Below are 17,899 nucleotides of genomic sequence, written 5' to 3' on the forward strand. Positions count from 1 at the left end.
CGCGTCAGGCGCCCGGACCGGGTTTCCCGAGGAAGCTGCCCGCGACCTGGGCCTCCCCCTTGTCGTTCTTGGCCAAGGGCAGCATCGGAATGCGCTTGCGCGCCGGCCCCTTGGCGACGCGCCCGCCCTCGCCCGGCACGAATTCCGAACCGTGGCAGAAGCAGAGCAATGCCTTGTTGGCGGGATCCCAACCGTTCACCGTGCAGCCCTGGTGGGTGCAGATCGCCGAGAGGGCGATCACGTTGTCTGCGGTGTGGGGCTTGGTGTCCTCGTCGATGTCGGCCTCAGGCACCCGCACGAGGACGATCTTGGCGAAGCGCGATTCCGTCCGCTGCACGCCGGACGGATCGACGGCGGTGGCCAGCACCGGCTCGGCCTCCTTCAGCGCCGCGAGGACGATCGGCTTACCCTCCAGGTCGCCGTCCGCGTAGACGAGGCTGTCGCCCTTCTCGGGCAATTCTTCCTCGGGCCCTGCCAGGACGGGACTGGCGAGGCAGCAACCGGCGATTCCCAGAAGGGCGGTTCGCCGGTCGATCCTCACTCCGCATCCGTTCTTCACCGACATCTGAACGTTTCCTCTGCTGACCGGTTGGCGCGGCCTCGGCCCGTGGGCGAACGCAGCACATGCCGCGTTCGGACGCCTTTTCGATCGGCTTCCCTTACAATTGACCGATCTCCGTCACCTCAGCGATAGATCATGTCCCGTTTTTATTGCCAGGTTTGGCTTGTACTCATAATATATTATCACGGAATATAGACATACTTTAAGTATACGGCATTCGTCGGCGTCATGTTGACGCCGTAGACGCTGCGCGAGTAGCGCACGGTGATCGACTGCTTGGGATCGTAGAACCACGCCAAGCCAGCGCCGAGGGCGAGATCCTGTCCGTGGCTGTTCGGGATGATCAGGTGGCTCAAAGCCAAGTCGGACGCCGTGTTGTACTGGTAGTCGAGCGACAGAAATGGCTCGACCGGAAATTTCGGCTCGTTCAGCTTGTAACCGAGGCGCAGGTTGGTGTGGAACGTCATGCCGGGATTGATCCGCGGCTGGCCGGGCGCGTTCTGCTCGCTGCGGAAGATTCCGCCCGCGTCGCCGGTAAAGCTGAAGCGCTCGCCCTGCACGTCGAACAGGATGCTGGAGAGGTTGGCGTAGTAGTTGTTCGTGAAGTTGTCCGTGCCGATCGGCGCCTGAAGAAAAGTCTGGAAGCCGAGCGTGCTGTTCTCAGTCGGCTTGATCCAAGTGGCCACGCCCCAGATCGTGTCGCCGAAACCGAGCTGCTCGCCGCCGCCGCGCACGCCGAGATAGGCCTCCGGCAGGATCGCCTCGAAGGCGATGCCGACGCCGGGGAGCGAATCAAACGTCGTGAAATAGACGAATTTGCTGAGACCGATGGCGAGGTTCTGACGGGGCTGGCTCGTCAGGTTGCCGCGTGCGTCGAAGTATTGCGACGACGAGTTAAACTCTCCGTATTGGACGAATGCGAAAAAGTCCTTGTAGTTGACCGGCAGTTCGTACTCACGCGGGCCGATCACCGCGAAAGTGACGTCGGCGGCCGAGGCCGAGCTATGTGGCGTGGCCAAACCGGCGAGGCTCAGCATGGCCGCAGCGAAATGTTTCCAACCCTTCGACATGGCGTTCCCCCGGCATGCGTATGATTACGCACTCGCGAGACGGATTATTATGATTATAGCCGTTCGCGCGATCGATCTATTTTAGTTTTTCTTTCAGTGGCATGTAAATAACGCATATGCCGCTGCTACGCTGATATCAAAATCTTTTTTTCAGGCGTTGTAAATCTGCATCGATGACATCAGGACTGTATATAAACGACGTGCGTGCTGGTGTATTCGTAGAGCCCGTGCTTTCCGTCGGCCCCGCCGATCCCCGATTTGCGGTTTCCGGCATGGAAGCCCTGCATCGCCTCGAAGTTCTCGCGGTTGATGTATGTCTCACCGAAGCTCAGCTCGCGGCTTGCCTTCAACGCGCTCGACAAGTTCTCGGTGTAGATCGAGGAGGTCAGGCCGTATTCGCAATCGTTCGCGAGAGAGATCGCCTCGTCCAGGCTGTCGACGGTCATCACCGGCAGGACGGGTCCGAAAATCTCCTTGCGCATGACGTCCATGTCCTGGCGGCAGCCGGTGATCACGGTCGGCTCGTAATACGTGCCCTTGCCCTCCTCGGCGGTTCCGCGACCGCCGGTGACGAGGGTCGCGCCGCTGTCCAGGGCGGAGCGGACGAGCTCTTCGACCTTGCACACGCCGGCGCGGTTGATCATCGGCCCCATGTCGATCTCGGTCGCGCCGAGGGGGTCGCCGACCCGCATCGCCTTCATCTCTTTGGAAACCCGCGCGACGAAGGCGTCGGCGATCGACCGTTCGACGTAAACGCGCTCGGCTGCGTTGCAGACCTGCCCACTGTTCAGAGTGCGCGAGGCGGCAACCGCCTTGGCCGCCTTCTCAAGGTCGGCATCCTTCAGCACGATGGCCGGCGCCTTGCCGCCGAGTTCCAGGTTCACCTTCGTGATGTTGCGCGCGGCGGCGGCCATGATGCGCGAGCCTGTGGCCGCGCTACCGGTGAAGCTGATGAGCCCAATATCAGGGTGCGAGGAGATGGCCTCGCCCACGCCGGCGCCGGTGCCGTAGACGACATTGATGACGCCCTCAGGGATGTCGAGCCCGTCGAGCAGTTCGATGAAGGCGGCGGCGTTGAGGGGGGTCTCCTCGCTCGGCTTGATCACGATGGAATTTCCGGTGACGAGCGCCGGGCCGAGCTTGCGGGCGATCAGGAAGAACGGAAAGTTCCACGGCAGGATCGCACCGACGACGCCGATGGGCTTGCGGAACAGGAAGATGTTTTCGCCCGGCCGGTCGCTCTCGATGATCTCGCCCTCGATCCGGCGCGCCCACTCGGCCATGTAGTCGAGGTAATCGGCGGCGAAGGCGACCTCGACCTTCGCGAGGCCGAAGAGCTTGCCCTGCTCCTGCGAGATGATCCGCGCGATCGGCTCGACCCGCTCGCGGATCCGCGCCGAGATGGCGCGCAGGGCGTTGCCGCGCTGGATCGCCGGCAGGCGGCCCCAGGCGACCTGGGCCGTCTTGGCGGCGGCGACCGCCTCGTCCACGGCCTCACGTGAGGAGACCGGCATCTCGGAGATGACGGCGCCGCTGGAAGGATTGAGGACCGGGATCAGGTCGCTGCTGCCGCTGGCGATCAGGCGTCCGCCGATATAATTTGAAAGAGGGGCGTTCACGGTCATCCTCCCAATCTGCCGGATGTATGGTCTGCTTATTGTCGAGGCAGCGGCCATTCTTTGGGACGCTGTTGGCGTGTCTTGCGGAAGATCTAAAGTTTTAAAAAATCTCAGAAGCGGACATCGTCAGCGATGCGGAAAGGTCGGGGCGGCCGCACTGCGACGACGGCGGCGCAGGGTTGGCACCTTGCGGCCGGTCACGCTTTGCGGGCATGAACGCGTGGTCCTCGGACCCTGGGACACGTCTTTGAATTCAAAGTTTGCATTCGAAGTCGTACACGTCTCGGGAGCCGAGTGCAAGCGGCTGCGCGACAGGACGGGGGATTGCCCCAGGCGGGCGGACGGATGTCGATGCCAAAACCCACAATCGCTCCGAACCTGGTCGGGCAGGTCTACGAACGGATCCTGGACGAGATCTGCGACGGCACCCTGCCGGCGAACACGCGCCTGATTCAGGACGAGTTGGCCGAGGCTTACGAGGTGTCGCGCCAGCCGATCCAGCAGGCGATCATGCTCTTGCGGGACCGCGGGTTCGTGGCGGATGCGCCCAAGCGGGGCGTGGTCGTGGCGGAGCTCAATGTCGCGTTGATGCGCAGCGCCTACGAGGTGCGCGAGGTGCTCGATGGCCTATCCTGCCGGCTGGCGGCCCAGCGCGCGGGCGAGCAGGCGGAGGCGCGGGGCCGCGAGATCATCGCCCGTGGCCGCGAGGCCATCGCCAGCGGCTCGATCGCCAGGCAGATCGCCGAGGACATCGCGTTCCACCAGTTCATCACCGAACTTTCGGGCAACGCCGTCATCGAGGAGGCGGCCCGCCCGCATTGGCACCACATGCGGCGCATCATGGGCGAGGTGCTGCGCGTCGAACGCAACATCTCCACCAACATCTGGGACGAACACGCTGAGATCCTGCGGGCGATCATCGCGAAGGATGCGGACGAGGCCGACCGGCTCGGTCGCGCCCATATCAGCCGGGCCTCCGCCAAGTTCGTCTCGAAGCTGGAGAAGATGCACGAGACCGCGAAATCCGAGCAGCGCCGCCGGTCCGTCAGTCGCAGCCTGCGGTGAGCCGCGATCCCCGATCCGGGGTGGGCGCCCCCCACGCATGACGTGCCGGGGGGCGCCCCGCAATCACGGGTGACGGCCGTCCTGCGAATCCTTCATCCGCGGCACTTCGAGCCCGTTGACCTTGTCGGGACCGGTCGTGTTGGGATCGTTCGGCGCAGGGGCCGGAACCGCCTCCCGGCTCGGCGCGCGCCCCTCCCGGTTCGCCGGGGCACCATCGGGCACGGTCGTCGGCGCCGGTTCGGGCGTGGCCCCCGCCGGTTGCGCAAGGGCCAGACCGCCGCTCCCGCTCACAAGGATCGCGGCGGCGAATAGAAGCGTCTTCATTCGATTCTCCTGTCACGCCCCCTAACGGGCGGACGAAGGCGAAGTTGCACGCCAAAGCGACGGACGGTTACTCGAGATCAACTGGTTGAAAGCCCTATACCGGGATCGCGCCGGCTCGCGAGTCAAGCAGATCCCCGATCCGGGGCGCCGACACCCAGGGCAGGACTGGAACAGGTGCGCGGCGCGACGGCCAACACAGCCGAGCAAGATTGGGCAGGAACTGAAGGACACTATCGATGTTTTGATGTTGAGAATTCCTATCGGCGGGACATTGGATATGCGGTCAGCGGCAATCTTCGGCGCTACAATCCTGCTCGCCGCCTTCGTCGGCGCCCAGCCGGCCACGGCCGCACCGGGGCTCACGCCGGGCGCCCGAGCCATCGGCAGCAGCGTCGAGCCGGTTCGGATGGGTGGGAGGCGTCATTATCGGTCGAGCGGGCGCCGGGTAATGGGCCTCCCCACGCCAGGAAGCCGGGCGCGGCATTCGCGGACCCGGTTGCCCCGTCTCTGAGACGACGACACGCCGTCTCGTCCGCGTGGCGGCCTCCTTGCCCATCACCCTCTTCGCTTCAGGGAATCCTTCGGATGCGCGCCGTGTTCATCGCCATCGTGACCGGTGCCGTGGCGCTGGCCGGGACGTCCGCCGTGCTGGCCCAGGTCGAGCCGACAAAAGCGCCGACGGCCGACGGCGGGAACGGCGTGATCAACGGTGGCGAGGGCTCGGGAACGGGGACTGCGTCGCCGGGACCGGGAATGACGCTGAAGGACGGCAGCAACCCCACGCCGACCGCAAGCCCCACCGGCAACGGCGGTAACACGGCCACGAACGGCGGCGCCGGCGCGGGGACTGGAACGAAGGAGCCGAAAGGCGACCGATAGGTGCACTGTCCCGCCGGGACGCGAAGCGGCGGGCGATGGCGGGAGGGGATCGGAGATGTCGGCAGCCATCGTCCTGCGCGCGCATGGCGGGCCGGAAGCCCTGGTCTTGGAGGATGTCGCCGTCGGCGCGCCGGGGCCCGGTGAAATCCTGATCCGGCAGACGGCGGTGGGGGTGAACTTCTACGACTGCTATGTCCGCTCGGGCCTCTACCGGACCCTGCCGCTGCCGGGCGTGCCGGGCATCGAGGCGGTCGGGCGGGTGGAGGCGCTGGGCCCCGGCGTCGAGGATTTCCAGGTCGGCCAGCGGGTCGGTTACATCACTGGAGCCTATGGCGGCTACGCGGAGCGGCGGATCCTGCCTGCCTCCCTCGCGGTGGCGCTGCCCGATGGGCTCGGCGACGTCGAGGCCGCGTCGCTGCTGCTCAAAGGGTTGACCGCCTGCATGCTGTTGCAGCGTGTCCATGTCGTGAAGGCGGGGGATGTGATCCTCGTCCATGCGGCCGCAGGCGGGGTCGGGCAGCTCCCGTGCCGTTGGGGGAGGCATCTGGGCGCCACGGTGATCGGGACCGCTGGCAGCGCCGATAAGGCCGAGAGAGCCCGGGCGGCCGGCGCGCACGAGGTGATTCTCTATCGCGACGGCGGTTTCGCGGAGACCGTGATGGCGCTCACCGGAGGACGCGGCGCTGATGCCGTCTACGACGCCGTCGGCCGCGAGACATTCGACCAATCGTTGAAGAGCCTCGCCTATTTCGGCACCCTGGTGAACTACGGTCAGGCCTCGGGTCCGGTCGAGCCGATGCCGCCTGCAGCTCTGGGCGGCCGCTCGAATTCCCTGTCCCGGCCGGTGGTGTTCCACTTCGTCCGCGACCGCGCCTCCCTCAATGCAATGGCTACCGAGGTCTTCGCGGCTTTTGCCGCCGGAGTGCTGCGCGTCGAGACCACGCTGCAAATGCCCTTGGCGGAGGCCGGCAGAGCTCATGCCGCCTTGGAAGCCCGTGCCACGGTCGGCGCGACTGTGTTGCTGCCGTGACCTGAGCAGCGGAATTCATATCTGCAGGGAACTCGCGAGGCTTGCGAGGGGCCAGCCAATCTAATCCAAAAGATCCATTGTGCGTCGCAGCGCAATGTGCGGCAATGCACAAGAAATCTCCTTGGGGCGCACCACTTTCAAAGTGTCGAAGCGTCGATACCAGACGCGCCCCCTAGGAGATTGTCATGATCCGCATACTCGTTGCTGCCAGCTTGACCCTGGGCGCAGGGAGCGCCTTCGCGCAAACTGGCCCAGCGCATGGCAAAAGCGCGGTGTCAGACACGCGTAACGTCGGTTCCAGCGTACGCTCCGAAACGGACTACGGCTTCGCCCGCCCGGCCTACCGCCGCGACGTCGAGACGACGGGGACCATCGCCGTTCCGTCTTACAAAGCCCAAAAGGTGATGGGTTTGCCTGTCCCGGGTTCCTATTAAGCTATGGCTCGGATCGACGCTGCACTCTGGCGTCGATTCATTTCAGACGTCGCAAATGTAGTACTCAAGCATAAGATGACCGGAGCGCGACTGGGACCCCACGTGCCATATCGGCTACGGACCACGTAGGCGACAGGCCGGCGCATGCCGAGCTTGCGGACTTCGGGCTGCACGTTTGGTAGCAGTCGTTCGAGCGGCTGGAAATCGGGAATCGCGCGCACTTGCCGGGCGATAGTGTTCGGTCCCACGCCACCGGGTCCCCGGCCAGACCACGTTGTGGAAGGCCCCGCAGTAGAGGCGGGCGCAAGGAGCGCGAGGTTCACGCCTTCGCCGGTGAAGGGCGGCTTGGCGTGGGCGGCATCCCCGAGGATGGTCAGTCTGGATTGCGTGTCCCAACGGTGGTCCGGGATGGCACGCATGCCCCAAAAGCAGTCGCTCTTTTCGTATACCACCGCCTCATCGTGCAAGGCGACCAATGCGTCCTTTGGTGCCGCCTCCCATCCGACAGCTTTCGTAACCTTCGATCTGAAGCTTGTCCGTTTCGAGCAGGTCAGTCGTCCTCCGATGGTGAGGGTATCGCGCCTCGGAACAGACGAGCGCCTCGAAGCTTCCAGCTGGTACACCCACGGCGTGTGATTGCGGGTGAGTGGGAATGTGCACGTGCTCTTGCGAACCTTCTTCATTGTCACCGTAGTGACTTCCGCTATGATCGGTCCAAGCGGAGCGCACGATCGGGAAAAACAGGCCTTAGCCCTTCTCCGAGCGTCCAGCGCGCAGTCGGCGATTATCACCTTCTGCACAAAGCATTTTACGATCGACAGCACGACCGCACTCAGGATCTCTCAGACTGCCCGCGATGTTGCGAAGGAAATACTTGGTGAGGAGCAATCAGAGGCTGCTTTCAAGAGCGAGCTGGCGCGCCGCTTTGACGAGGTGAAGGTGGTTGGCGAGCAGCAATGGTGTGCCGATCAGCGCATGGCGCTCGCAGGCGACGAGGTGCAGATCTTCCGAGACTGAAGGCCCCACCGCCGATGGATCCCTCCCTCTGTCGGGCTGCCGAGTTCACAGACGTCCGGCGGTTTGAGGCAAATACGCTGGACCGCATCTGCGCGGCCCTCGTCGAGGCATCGGGCTCGGAGGTCTTCGAACCGAGCTCGGGCGCCATGCAGCGCATCCTGTCGGTTGAGGCGGCCCTGCGGTCCTTGGATGCGGATCTCAACGGCATGACCGTGGTCCTCGCCGCGAGGGCAGCTTGGTGCGAAGCCTAGTGGCCCGCCACGGGAATCTTCGACGCTGCGGGCGCCCGGGCGCCCGAGTTCCTGTTCGAGGCGGCGCTTCGCTTCGCCCTGGCCATGCCACGTCCCCTATCCGATCGCCTCGCCACGTTCGTTGGATGCATTGAGGCTCTAGTCCGAACGTGGCCGGCCACTGCCGGTATCGCGCGGCGCTGCCTTGACCGCCTCACCAGGGTTACGGACATGGAATGTGGCGGCCCTCAACCCACGACCATGACGTCAAACAAGTTGCACAAGTAGCTGTGGATGAGGCTGACCATTGGGTTGGGGCAAGCGCGTAGGCTTTAGGGGAGCAGCATCGTTCGAGGTGGCTGGGTCCTACTCGGACTTACGCGCTGAGCTGGTGGTATCCGCTTCGGCGACGGCGCTGGAGTTGGCTGAGTGACTGGAATGGGCGCTTTGCAGCTGGGCTGGTTTGGAAGCCCCTCGACACTGTAGCCGAGGGGCCAAACGCTCAAATCTCAGTACCCTCGGCCAGGGTCAGAGCATCCTCGACGTCCACACCGAGGTACCTGACCGTGCTCTCGATCTTCGTATGGCCGAGCAGAATCTGGACGGCACGCAGGTTGCCGGTCCGCTTGTAAATCAATGACGCCTTCGTGCGACGCAGGGAATGGGTCCCGTAGTCCTCGCTTCGCAGCCCGATGCCTGCAACCCACTCGTCGACCAGGCGTGCATACTGCCGGGTGCTGATGTGCGTGACGCCGTCGAGCCTGCTCGGGAAGGCATAGTCGTCAAGCGTTCCACCCCGGGCCTCCAGCCATGCCAGGATGCTGGTGCGGGCAGGTTCCAGCAGTTCGAACTGTACCGGCCGACCGGTCTTGCGCTGAACGACGATGGCCCGACTACGGACGCGACCACCGGTGACGAGATCGCCGATCTTGAGCTTGACGATGTCGCAGCCGCGCAGCTTGCTGTCGATGGCGAGGTCGAACATCGCACGGTCGCGCACGCGCCGTTCGCGGTCGAGCCAGAACCGGATGGCCCAAACCTGCTGAGGTTTGAGGGCGCGCTTGGCGCCGAGCTTGCGACCGGCGTTCCAGGCCGGCCGCCCTTTCGTGACCGGATCGTATGCGGAGTGTCCCATCGTTTATCTCCTCGCCGGCCAATGCCGACGAGGCGAGAAGACACCCAACTCGATACCTATGAGGTGAGGCCAGCCTAAGCAGACGGGCTGGTTGCGACCCAACCCAGACGCCCCAATCGAAATCCATAGTTCTCCAAAGCATTCGTTCGCCAGTCCTCCGGCAACTTCAGCGCGCTGGATTCCGTGATGCACCACTCAACATACTTGTCGGATGGATCGGAACGCCCTGAAGCTCCAGCCAAGCCCAGCGCCTCTAATCACCGTATGCATGCGGTAATTTGGTAGAAGCGCGATCGCATCGCTGCCAGCGTCTGAAGCCTATACAGGTGGACGGGCGGGAGCTTGTGCATCCGGCTTTTTCTATCACGAACGCTTCTGCCGCCGTAGCGACCTGAGAGCGGCAGCAATCAGAAGCGCGCGATGATCTGCGCCCTGATCGTTCGGGGTGCGCCCGGCGTGATGTTGTTGTTGTTATCGGCCGTGGCAATATAGCGTCGGTCGAACAAGTTTTCGATGTTGACCTGCGCGCGGACCGACTCGCTGATGGTGTAGAACAACCCTAGATCGATACGGGTGTAGCCCGGCAGGCGGACGGTGTTGTCCGAGGCGGCGAAAGTATGTGAGTAGTTCAGGACGCCGACCCCAACCGACACGTCGCGCGTCACGTCGAACTTGTTCCACAGCGTGAAGGCGTTGAAGGGCACCAAGCCCACCGTATTCCCGGCCACGATGGTGGCCGAGGTCGCGCTGGCGATGCGGGCATCGGTGAAGGCATAGCCGCCCGCGATCTGCCACCAATCGGTCACGTACCCGTTGGCGCCGATCTCGAAGCCCTGCGTGTTGGTCTTACCCGACAGGATGAAGAAGCCGGGGTTGTTGGGATCGGCCAAACGCTGATTGTACCGATCCAGGTTGTAGGCCGCCGCGGTGAGCTGAAAGCGCGGGTTGACGTCGTACTTGACGCCGACCTCAGTGTTCTCGAATTGCTCCGGCTTGGCGATGACCAAGCCCGGCGTGAAGGCTCCGATCTGGTCCCCCGACGAGGGCAGGTAGGAGACGCTGTAGCTCGTATAGAGGGCGAGGTTCGGCAGGGGCTTCAGCACCAGGCCGGCGCGCGGCGAGATCGGATCGTCCACGCGGGTGTTGGTCAGCAAAGTGCGCCGGTCCGTGGACGCGAAGTCGAAATGGTCGTAGCGTAGGCCGCCGACGAGCTGCAGCCAGTCGGTGATGTCAATCTGATCCTGCGCGTAGACGGCAGCGACGCCGAGGCTGTAGCGCGAATTGGCATCGGTCGTGCCGTTGTTGCGCAGGGTTGTTGGTGCAAAGGTCAGCGGGCTGAGCGGATTGACCACGACGCTGTTCGCCAGGCTGTTCCCGAAGAACAGGGATTGGCGGTAGGCCAGCCCCTCCTGATAGCCGAGCTCAAAGCCACCGAGGAGGGTATGCTTGATGTCCCCGGTCAAAAAGCGGTAGGTGAAGTCGTTCTGATTGAAGTAGTTGGTCCGCGGCGTATCGTTGCGGTACCCGGTGATGGTCACGGCGGTCCCGGCCGCGTTCACGGCGCCGCCCGGAAGCGTGTTGACGTAGTACCGGTCATAGTCGGCGAAGCGCAGCTGGCTGTGCATTTCGACGCCCGAGTCGAATTGATGGTCGAGCTGCATGGTCGCGATGTTGGCATCGACCCGCGTGAAATTTACGTTCGGATTACCGAAGAAGGTCCGGATATTGTCGCGGTACCGGTAGGGTCGGCCGAACTGCGAGGGGATACCGCGGTCGGGAAAGCGCTGGTCGTGGAAGTACTCGTAGGAGAGTTTGAGCGTCGTCTGCGGATCGATCAGGACGGTGGCGGTCGGATTGACGCCGTAGCGGGTTAGGTCGCCGAATTGGCGGTAGGTCCCCGAATCCTCGAATACGCCGTTCAGGCGGAAGAAGACGCTGTCGCTGATCCGGTCGCCGACATCGACGGCGACGCGCTTGTCGCCGAACTGGCCGCCGCCGGCCACGACCTCCCGCACACGGTAGCCGTCCGCCTCCTTAAGAACGCGGTTGATGACGCCGCCGCCGCCGCCGCGGCCGAAAATGAGCGAGTCCGGCCCCTTCAAGACTTCGATCCGCTGGATATTGTAAAGATCGCGGAAATATTGGACGTCGTCGCGGATGCCATTGATGTAGAAGTCCGCGCTGGTATTTTGGCCTCGGATCAGCACTTGATCGCGATTGCTCTCGCCCTGCGCGGGGATCAGGCCTGGCACGAACCGCAGCTGCTCGGTCAGGTTCTGATAGTTCTGATCGAGAAACTGCTCACGCGGAACGACGGTGATGGATTGCGGTATGTCGATGACCGGCGTGCTCGTCTTCGTCGCGCTCCGCGTTTGCTTAGTTAGATAGCCGATGGTGACACCGCCCTGCGGTTCTGGACGCTGGGACGCGCCTTCGACGGTAAGCTGATCGAGCGTCACAGCCTCAGCGCCATCCGCGATAGCTACCGTCTGTTGCGCTTGAGCAGTCGAAGCGAAGAACGTGCTAGCCAACAGAAGGCCAAAGAGGCGGCGCTGGGGGGCGACAATCATTTATCCACTCCACAGCTTCAGACTGAAGCTGATACAGACTGGACCTGCTCCCAGGCCCAAGAGTGGAGGTAGTGATAAGATACGGATTGAAGCAATATTTTATCCGGCGATTTTCAAATAGATATTTAAAGTTATTTTTAGAAAAATTCCAAGATCTTGCGCATCCTTCTGCGGAGTGATGTTTTCTCCAGATCATCACGATTTATAACATTTATGAACTGAAAATATTGTTTCTGTTGTGTTGCATAAGGGCAACGCGCGATACTCGCTCGTCTGATGCCCGCTCCAAAAATCCTGCAGATGACTCCGGACAGCTGCTCCAACTGATTGGCCGACCATCAAAGTGGGGGAGTGGGTCTACCCAGCTATGATGTCAGTCTCGATTAGAAAATCAGGATGAATCCTCCTTCCGCCGCACCCGCCAAATTTAGATCGATATTTATAGAAACGGACGTGCTGAAGGTATAAGAAGGGTCACAACTAGAAGCAGTAGCGACGTCTGTTTAGTTGTGTTGCCGGCCGAAAGCGGACCGGCCGAAAACCACCCATCAGAGACGCCTTGAAGGCGATCCACGGGCGGGACATGGCCGAAAGCGGAATGGCTGCTTTGGCTCCATCGATCAGATAGGCGGACAGGCTTCAGGATAAACCGAAACCGGTGGCGTGACCGTTGCACCGGGAGGTCCCTTCGGCAGAGAGTGTACCGGACATCCGTCCGGGCCGCCGGAGCGGATTGCGATCCCGGAGAGGGTCATGACGGACCAGTCCGCAGGGGCGGTGGCGATGGATTTGCTGTGTCCATGAAGGTGGCGAACGAGGGCGATCGTGTTGGGGCGATCTCCTAGGCCCTGCGACGGGCCATCGTGGAACGGGCGCTCGCCCCCGGCGACTACCTGCCGGAGGACGCCCTCGGCGAGCGGTTCGGGGTGAGCCGCACCATCGCCCGTCAGGCCCTGCCACAACAGGCTCTCGCGAGAGCTGGGATTGTCTCAACGCTCCGCGGATGGGCTGCAACCGAACTGAGACCGGTAGCTACGCGAGAAATGGCCCGCGCTCGAGAAGCCGCAGGCCGTGGCGATCTCCCCGATCCTGAGCGGGCTCTGACGCAGCAGGCGCCGCCCGTGGGCGAGGCGGATCGCCCTGTACTGGGCCGAGAAGCTCAGTCCGAGCTTCTCACGGAAGAGTCGGTCGAGATGGCGCGGGCTGATCGCGGCGAGGCGCGCCATGGCGAGGCGGCCGAGCGGCGCCTCCACCGTCCTTTCCATCATCTCCAGCACCGCTAGCAGGGCCCGATGGTGGATCCCGTACCGCTCGACCGGGGACGCCCGCTGCGGGTCGTCGGCGGCGCCGATGGCGGTGTGGAGGAACCAGTCGGAGACACGGCGGGCGAAGGCCTCACCCATGCGCTCCGCGATCAGAGCATGGCCCATCTCCAGGGGGGCGACGCCGCCGCCGCAGGTCAGGCGATCGCCGTCGGCAACGTAGCGCGCCCGGCTCAGGCGGGCCTCCGGGAAGGTCTCGACCGTGGCACCGGCGTATTCCCAGTGGAGCGTGAACGCGCGATCGGCCAGCAGGCCCGCCGCAGCCATCAGGTATGGGCCGCCCGAGATGCCGCCGATGCGGACGCCGAGCCGGGCCATCCGCCGCAAGGTCGCGTGAATCTCGGGCCTGTCCCACCCGGTCGGCTCGCCGCCCGCGCAGACGAAGAGGGTATGCAGCTGGCCGCGCAGGCGCGGCAGCGCCTCGGTGGGAACCTCCGCGCCCGACGAGGCGACGACCCGGCCCTCCGCCTCGCCGAAATAGCGCAGCCGGTAGAGCGTCCGCCCGGCGAGGTCGTTGGCTGCGCGGAACGGCTCGCAGCCCGAGGCGAAGGACATCAGCGCGAAGCCGGGTACGAGGATGAAGCCGATCTCCTGCGGCCGGTCTCTGGTTTCCGCATCCATCGCACCTGCGCCCTCCGCCACCCGACGGCTCAACCGTGCAGGAAACCGTCCGTCGCGGTCAAACGCGCCGCGCGGCATCCATCATTCTGTGTGCCGACTTTCCGTGCCGCGCGAGACCGCCTCCGGATGCCTCGACCTGCAGAACTGCCCCCGTTCCACGCTGCGGCAACGCCCCCTGCCAGCAGCCTGCGGGATGGCCGGCCGTGAGCCGTCGCTACGATGTCGCCGTCCTGGGACTCGGCGCGATGGGCAGCGCCGCGCTCTACCAACTGGCTAAGCGGGGCGCCGCGGTCATCGGGCTCGATCGCTTCGCGCCGCCCCACGTGCTCGGATCAAGCCACGGCGAGACGCGGATCACCCGGCAGGCGGTCGGCGAGGGCGCCGACTACGTTCCCTTCGTCACCGCCTCGCACCGCATCTGGCGCGCGCTGGAGGCCGAGACGGGCGAGACCCTGCTAAACGCCTGCGGGGCCCTCGTCATGGCGCCCGGCCACGGCGTTTCCTCGCATCACGGCAAGCCGGACTTCGTCGGTCGCTCCATCAGCGCCGCGGAGGGCGCCGGCATCGTCCACGAGGTGCTCGACGGTGCCGAGGTGGCCCGCCGGTTCCCGCAATTCCTGAACCTCGCGGGCGACGAGAAGGCCTATTACGAGCCGGGCGGCGGCTACGTGTTCCCAGAGCGCTGCCTCGCGGCGCAGCTCGGCCGCGCGGGCGCCGCAGGTGCCGAGATTCGCACGAACTGCGCCGTCGTCGGGCTCCAGCAGGACGGAGGCGGCGTTCGCATCGAGATGGCGGAGGGGACCATCCTGGCCGACCGCGCCGTCGTGGCCGCCGGCGCCTGGACGGCCCCGCTGCTCGGTAGCCCGTTCGACCGGCTGCTAACCGTCCGCCGTCAGCTCCTGCACTGGTACGCGCTGGCGGATGAGACCGCCTACGGGCCGCATGCGCCGGTCTTCATCTGGATGTACGGGACGAGCGACACCGAATATCTCTACGGCTTCCCGCCGCTCGACGGATCCATCAAGGTCGCGACGGAGCAGTACAGCACGTCAACCAGCGCTGACGGGGTAGAGCGCCGCGTCGACCCGTCCGAATCCGACGCGATGTACCGGCTGCGCGTCGCGAGCCGGTTGGCCGGCGCGACCCCGGAGGTCGTGCAGGCCGCGGCCTGCGTCTACACGGTGACCCCCGACCGCGGCTTCATCATCGACCGGCATCCCGCGATGGAGCGTGTCCTGGTCGTCTCCGCCTGCTCGGGGCACGGCTTCAAGCACTCGGCCGGCATCGGCGAGGCCGTCGCGGCGGAACTGGCCGGGACAGGCGGCATGGTCGATCTTACGCCCTTCGCCCTGGCACGTTTCAGGTGATGCGCCGGCTAGAGCCGTACCCGATCGCGTTGCAATCGGGTACGGCTCCAAGCCTTTGTTTTGACGCGCTATCTTGCGCCGAATCGGTATCCACTTCGGCAGAGAGCGCTCTCATGGCTCGTGGATTGCTTGAAACCATGCCAAGATCGTCCGACCCGAGCAGGAAAGTTTCGATGCGCCTTACGATCCGCACCCTTCTGACCACTGGGGCGATGGCCGCACTCGCGACGTTCTCGGCCGTCACGCTGCCCGGCCGGGCCGCGGCCGCCGACGGCGTCGACGCGATCAAGCAGCGCGGGACGCTGATCGTCGGCGTGAAGGCGGATTACAGGCCGTTCGGCTTCCGCGACCCGAGTGGGGCGATCATCGGCCTAGAGCCCGACCTCGCCGCCGACCTTGCCAAGCGGCTGGGTGTGAAGCTCGAACTCGTGCCGGTCGTCTCGGCCAACCGGATCGAGTTCCTGCAGCAGGGCAAGGTCGATCTGCTGATCGCCACCCTGTCGGACAAGCCGGAGCGTCGCCGCGTCGTGCAGGCGATCGACCCGAACTACTATTCCGACTTCGTGAACGTCCTGCTGCCCAAGTCTTCCGGCATCACCGATTGGGCGCAGCTCAAGGGCAAGCCGCTCTGCGCCACCTCGGGGGCGTGGTACAACAAGGATGTCGCGCGGACCTACGGGGCGGAGATCGTCGCCTTCGACGGGTCCGAGAAGCCGCTCTTCGCGCTCAAGCAGGGCAACTGCATCGGCTACGTCTACGACCAGAGCATGCTGCAGGGTAAGCTGCTCGACGACGACTGGAAGGCCAACTACGCGCTGCCGCTGAAGGGCATCCTCGACGCCCCGTGGATGATGGCGGTGGCGCAGGGCAACACCACGCTCCAGGCCGCCGTCGAGGACGCCACCAAGGACTGGATGAAGACCGGCCTCATCGTCAACGAGGAGAGGAAGTGGGGCATCGAGCCGACCGCTTACTCGAAGGCGATGCACGAGAAGTACAAGAACGCGACCAACTGATGCGGTCCTGCACGACGAAGCCGAGCGTTCGCCCGCGATGATCGCCACGATCCAGGCGTGGTTCCAGCAGCTCTACGAGACCACGGGCTTCAACTTCACGGTCTTTTACGATCCCTACGACTGGGACCGCTACGTGGCCGGCCTGCGGATGACGCTGCTCCTCGGGATCAGCACTATCCTGGCGAGCCTCGTCATCGGCGCCGTCGGCGCGCTCCTGCAGAGCGGGCCGTCGCGCGTCCTGCGGGCGCTGGTCAACGGCTTTGTCGTGGTCTTCCGCAACACGCCGCCACTCGTGCAGATCTTTTTCTTTTACTTCGGCCTCGGGACGCTGCTCCCGGACATCCGCTCGGCGGACGGCCTGCGCGCCCCGATCCTTACCAACGTTCAGTGGGCGATCATCTCGCTGTCGCTGTTCGCGGGCGCGTTCAACGTCGAGATCTTCCGCTCCGGCATCGAGGCCGTGCCGCGGACCACGATCGAGGCCGCCGAGGCCCTGGGCTACACCCGCTTCAAGGCCTATCGCCACATCGTGCTGCCGCTGGCCCTGCGCGTCTGCCTGCCGGCCCTGAACAACAACCTGATCAACCTCCTGAAGACCACGACGCTGGCCTACGCCATCGCGGTCCCGGAGACCCTGTACGCGGTCAAGCAGATCTGGTCCGAGTCCCAGAACGTCCTGGAGATGATGCTGGTGCTGCTGGCGACCTACGCGGTCCTCGTCGGCGTGCTCGTCTGGATCATGCATCGTTGGGAGCGCGCCCTGCGCATCCCGGGATACGGCCGATGAGCGTTGCTGATCCGCAGGGCGGGCGTCCGGGGGATCTGCCGGTCCTTCTGCCCTTCGCGCTTCCGAAAGACCACGCGGCGGCGCGCCTGCGCCCGGCCCATCTCTGGCTGCTCATGGGGCTCGCCCTCGTCGCTGTCCCAGCCTGGGCGCAGGGTGGAACCGCCGCGCTGTCGCCGCTGGAGGTCGTGATCAAGTGGGCGCCCCTCCTGCTCACGGGCTTCGCCTCCAACGTGGCGATCTCGCTGATGGCGATGGCGATCGGCACGGTGGCGGGCATCGGGCTCGGGCTGGCCATGCTGGCGGAGGGGCGGATCCTGCCCCGCCTCGCGTGGTGCGCCACGCAGGTCTTCCGCAATGTGCCCTGGCTGGTGCTGCTGTTCTTCGTGATGTTCCTCGTGCCGTTCCAGATCACGGTGTTCGGCCTCCGCGTGCCGCTGCCCGACTGGGTGAAGGCTACCTTCGGCTTCAGCCTGCCGGTCATGGCCAACGTCGCCGAGATCGTCCGCGGCGCGGTGCGCTCGGTGCCGAACACCCAGTGGGAGGCCGCCGAGTCCCTGGCCTTCACCCGGCGGCAGACGATGTGGCGCATCATCCTGCCCCAGTGCGCGAAGCGCATGCTGCCGCCCTGGATGAACGTCTACGCGCTCATCGCGATGGCGACCGTGCAGGCCTCCATCGTCGGCGTAACCGAGATGCTGACTCTGACCGCGCAGGTGCACGCCGCCGAGGGCGGCCGCCCCGAGCTGTTCGCGCCGCTCTACGGCTTCGCGCTGCTGTGCTTCTTCCTCTACTGCTACCCGATCGACCGGTTCACCGCCGCCCTGGAACGCCGCTTCGAGACCCGCTGAGAC

Annotated in this window: 18 protein-coding genes and 1 pseudogene; 11 read left to right on the plus strand and 8 right to left on the minus strand. The window is 64.8% G+C overall.

Annotated features, from left to right (window positions below; all coding sequences use genetic code 11):
• Nucleotides 1-4 precede the first annotated feature (4 nt).
• From MFF22_RS01220 to aldA, 3 genes are all read right to left on the minus strand, one after another.
• Nucleotides 5-565, minus strand: a complete 561-nt coding sequence (locus MFF22_RS01220) for a QcrA and Rieske domain-containing protein (RefSeq protein ID WP_238247299.1) — start codon at nucleotides 563-565, stop codon at nucleotides 5-7.
• Between the two features lie 179 nt (nucleotides 566-744).
• Nucleotides 745-1,599, minus strand: coding sequence for a transporter (locus MFF22_RS01225; protein WP_238247300.1), 855 nt, complete (start codon nucleotides 1,597-1,599; stop codon nucleotides 745-747).
• A gap of 212 nt (nucleotides 1,600-1,811) precedes the next feature.
• Entirely contained in the window at nucleotides 1,812-3,251 is a 1,440-nt protein-coding gene (gene aldA, locus MFF22_RS01230; RefSeq protein ID WP_370877596.1) for an aldehyde dehydrogenase, read from the minus strand.
• A gap of 351 nt (nucleotides 3,252-3,602) precedes the next feature.
• On the opposite strand from aldA, the gene MFF22_RS01235 reads away from it, so the two are divergent.
• Entirely contained in the window at nucleotides 3,603-4,316 is a 714-nt protein-coding gene (locus tag MFF22_RS01235; RefSeq protein ID WP_238247302.1) for a GntR family transcriptional regulator, read from the plus strand.
• A gap of 63 nt (nucleotides 4,317-4,379) precedes the next feature.
• Here MFF22_RS01235 and MFF22_RS01240 read toward each other — a convergent pair whose 3' ends face one another.
• Entirely contained in the window at nucleotides 4,380-4,640 is a 261-nt protein-coding gene (locus tag MFF22_RS01240) for a hypothetical protein (protein WP_238247303.1), read from the minus strand.
• A 585-nt stretch (nucleotides 4,641-5,225) separates the two neighbouring features.
• Between MFF22_RS01240 and MFF22_RS01245 the strand changes: the two genes are divergently transcribed.
• From MFF22_RS01245 to MFF22_RS01255, 3 genes are all read left to right on the plus strand, one after another.
• Nucleotides 5,226-5,519 carry a hypothetical protein gene (locus MFF22_RS01245; protein WP_238247304.1) on the plus strand — a complete coding sequence of 98 codons (294 nt, stop codon included), beginning with the start codon at nucleotides 5,226-5,228 and terminating at the stop codon, nucleotides 5,517-5,519.
• Between the two features lie 55 nt (nucleotides 5,520-5,574).
• Nucleotides 5,575-6,549, plus strand: coding sequence for a quinone oxidoreductase family protein (locus MFF22_RS01250; protein ID WP_238247305.1), 975 nt, complete (start codon nucleotides 5,575-5,577; stop codon nucleotides 6,547-6,549).
• 185 nt (nucleotides 6,550-6,734) lie between these two features.
• On the plus strand, nucleotides 6,735-6,983 hold the full coding sequence (locus MFF22_RS01255) for a hypothetical protein (protein WP_238247306.1): 249 nt from the start codon (nucleotides 6,735-6,737) through the stop codon (nucleotides 6,981-6,983).
• Here the strand turns inward: MFF22_RS01255 and MFF22_RS01260 are convergent.
• Nucleotides 6,980-7,666: an FAD-dependent monooxygenase gene (locus tag MFF22_RS01260; protein WP_238247386.1), complete on the minus strand. Its 687-nt coding sequence runs from the start codon at nucleotides 7,664-7,666 to the stop codon at nucleotides 6,980-6,982. The two genes, MFF22_RS01255 and MFF22_RS01260, sit on opposite strands and share 4 nt — an antisense overlap.
• Here MFF22_RS01260 and MFF22_RS01265 point away from each other — a divergent pair.
• Both MFF22_RS01265 and MFF22_RS01270 read left to right on the plus strand, forming a co-directional pair.
• Complete coding sequence (locus MFF22_RS01265; protein ID WP_238247307.1) at nucleotides 7,644-8,000, plus strand: hypothetical protein; 357 nt, start codon at nucleotides 7,644-7,646, stop codon at nucleotides 7,998-8,000. The two genes, MFF22_RS01260 and MFF22_RS01265, sit on opposite strands and share 23 nt — an antisense overlap.
• Before the next feature lie 14 nt (nucleotides 8,001-8,014).
• Nucleotides 8,015-8,251 carry a hypothetical protein gene (locus MFF22_RS01270; RefSeq protein WP_238247308.1) on the plus strand — a complete coding sequence of 79 codons (237 nt, stop codon included), beginning with the start codon at nucleotides 8,015-8,017 and terminating at the stop codon, nucleotides 8,249-8,251.
• Between the two features lie 481 nt (nucleotides 8,252-8,732).
• On the opposite strand, the gene MFF22_RS01275 is transcribed toward MFF22_RS01270, so the two are convergent.
• Both MFF22_RS01275 and MFF22_RS01280 read right to left on the minus strand, forming a co-directional pair.
• Nucleotides 8,733-9,365 carry a tyrosine-type recombinase/integrase gene (locus tag MFF22_RS01275; protein WP_238247309.1) on the minus strand — a complete coding sequence of 211 codons (633 nt, stop codon included), beginning with the start codon at nucleotides 9,363-9,365 and terminating at the stop codon, nucleotides 8,733-8,735.
• Nucleotides 9,366-9,772: 407 nt separating this feature from the next.
• Nucleotides 9,773-11,935: a TonB-dependent receptor gene (locus MFF22_RS01280; RefSeq protein ID WP_238247310.1), complete on the minus strand. Its 2,163-nt coding sequence runs from the start codon at nucleotides 11,933-11,935 to the stop codon at nucleotides 9,773-9,775.
• A gap of 848 nt (nucleotides 11,936-12,783) precedes the next feature.
• Between MFF22_RS01280 and MFF22_RS01285 the strand changes: the two are divergent.
• Nucleotides 12,784-12,996, plus strand: a pseudogene (locus tag MFF22_RS01285) (GntR family transcriptional regulator); the annotation flags it as partial.
• On the opposite strand, the gene MFF22_RS01290 reads toward MFF22_RS01285, so the two are convergent.
• Nucleotides 12,925-13,878: a GlxA family transcriptional regulator gene (locus tag MFF22_RS01290; protein ID WP_238247311.1), complete on the minus strand. Its 954-nt coding sequence runs from the start codon at nucleotides 13,876-13,878 to the stop codon at nucleotides 12,925-12,927. The pseudogene MFF22_RS01285 and the gene MFF22_RS01290 sit on opposite strands and share 72 nt — an antisense overlap.
• A gap of 203 nt (nucleotides 13,879-14,081) precedes the next feature.
• Between MFF22_RS01290 and solA the strand changes: the two genes are divergently transcribed.
• The 4 genes from solA (at nucleotide 14,082) to MFF22_RS01310 (ending at nucleotide 17,896) form a co-directional block, all read left to right on the plus strand.
• Nucleotides 14,082-15,245 carry an N-methyl-L-tryptophan oxidase gene (solA, locus tag MFF22_RS01295; RefSeq protein WP_238247312.1) on the plus strand — a complete coding sequence of 388 codons (1,164 nt, stop codon included), beginning with the start codon at nucleotides 14,082-14,084 and terminating at the stop codon, nucleotides 15,243-15,245.
• Nucleotides 15,246-15,418: 173 nt separating this feature from the next.
• On the plus strand, nucleotides 15,419-16,261 hold the full coding sequence (locus tag MFF22_RS01300) for a transporter substrate-binding domain-containing protein (RefSeq protein WP_238247313.1): 843 nt from the start codon (nucleotides 15,419-15,421) through the stop codon (nucleotides 16,259-16,261).
• Nucleotides 16,262-16,298: 37 nt separating this feature from the next.
• The gene (locus MFF22_RS01305; RefSeq protein ID WP_238247314.1) at nucleotides 16,299-17,048 is read left to right on the plus strand and encodes an amino acid ABC transporter permease; all 750 of its coding nucleotides are present in this window, start codon (nucleotides 16,299-16,301) and stop codon (nucleotides 17,046-17,048) included.
• A complete protein-coding gene (locus MFF22_RS01310) occupies nucleotides 17,045-17,896 on the plus strand; it encodes an amino acid ABC transporter permease (protein WP_238247315.1) in 852 nt (283 codons plus the stop codon). The genes MFF22_RS01305 and MFF22_RS01310 overlap by 4 nt, the downstream gene beginning before the upstream one ends.
• Nucleotides 17,897-17,899: the final 3 nt, after the last annotated feature.

It is taken from the genome of Methylobacterium persicinum, from assembly GCF_022179525.1.
Classification (GTDB): Bacteria; Pseudomonadota; Alphaproteobacteria; order Rhizobiales; family Beijerinckiaceae; genus Methylobacterium; species Methylobacterium persicinum.

Excerpts from the sequence above, each read along its gene's own strand:
- MFF22_RS01220 (WP_238247299.1), bottom strand. The coding sequence starts at position 565 with ATGTCGGTGAAGAACGGATGCGGAGTGAGGATCGACCGGCGAACCGCC.
- MFF22_RS01225 (WP_238247300.1), bottom strand. The coding sequence starts at position 1,599 with ATGCTGAGCCTCGCCGGTTTGGCCACGCCACATAGCTCGGCCTCGGCC.
- MFF22_RS01235 (WP_238247302.1), top strand. The coding sequence starts at position 3,603 with ATGCCAAAACCCACAATCGCTCCGAACCTGGTCGGGCAGGTCTACGAA.
- MFF22_RS01240 (WP_238247303.1), bottom strand. The coding sequence starts at position 4,640 with ATGAAGACGCTTCTATTCGCCGCCGCGATCCTTGTGAGCGGGAGCGGC.
- MFF22_RS01245 (WP_238247304.1), top strand. The coding sequence starts at position 5,226 with ATGCGCGCCGTGTTCATCGCCATCGTGACCGGTGCCGTGGCGCTGGCC.
- MFF22_RS01250 (WP_238247305.1), top strand. The coding sequence starts at position 5,575 with ATGTCGGCAGCCATCGTCCTGCGCGCGCATGGCGGGCCGGAAGCCCTG.
- MFF22_RS01255 (WP_238247306.1), top strand. The coding sequence starts at position 6,735 with ATGATCCGCATACTCGTTGCTGCCAGCTTGACCCTGGGCGCAGGGAGC.
- MFF22_RS01260 (WP_238247386.1), bottom strand. The coding sequence starts at position 7,666 with ATGAAGAAGGTTCGCAAGAGCACGTGCACATTCCCACTCACCCGCAAT.
- MFF22_RS01270 (WP_238247308.1), top strand. The coding sequence starts at position 8,015 with ATGGATCCCTCCCTCTGTCGGGCTGCCGAGTTCACAGACGTCCGGCGG.
- MFF22_RS01275 (WP_238247309.1), bottom strand. The coding sequence starts at position 9,365 with ATGGGACACTCCGCATACGATCCGGTCACGAAAGGGCGGCCGGCCTGG.
- MFF22_RS01280 (WP_238247310.1), bottom strand. The coding sequence starts at position 11,935 with ATGATTGTCGCCCCCCAGCGCCGCCTCTTTGGCCTTCTGTTGGCTAGC.
- MFF22_RS01290 (WP_238247311.1), bottom strand. The coding sequence starts at position 13,878 with ATGGATGCGGAAACCAGAGACCGGCCGCAGGAGATCGGCTTCATCCTC.
- MFF22_RS01300 (WP_238247313.1), top strand. The coding sequence starts at position 15,419 with ATGCGCCTTACGATCCGCACCCTTCTGACCACTGGGGCGATGGCCGCA.
- MFF22_RS01305 (WP_238247314.1), top strand. The coding sequence starts at position 16,299 with ATGATCGCCACGATCCAGGCGTGGTTCCAGCAGCTCTACGAGACCACG.
- MFF22_RS01310 (WP_238247315.1), top strand. The coding sequence starts at position 17,045 with ATGAGCGTTGCTGATCCGCAGGGCGGGCGTCCGGGGGATCTGCCGGTC.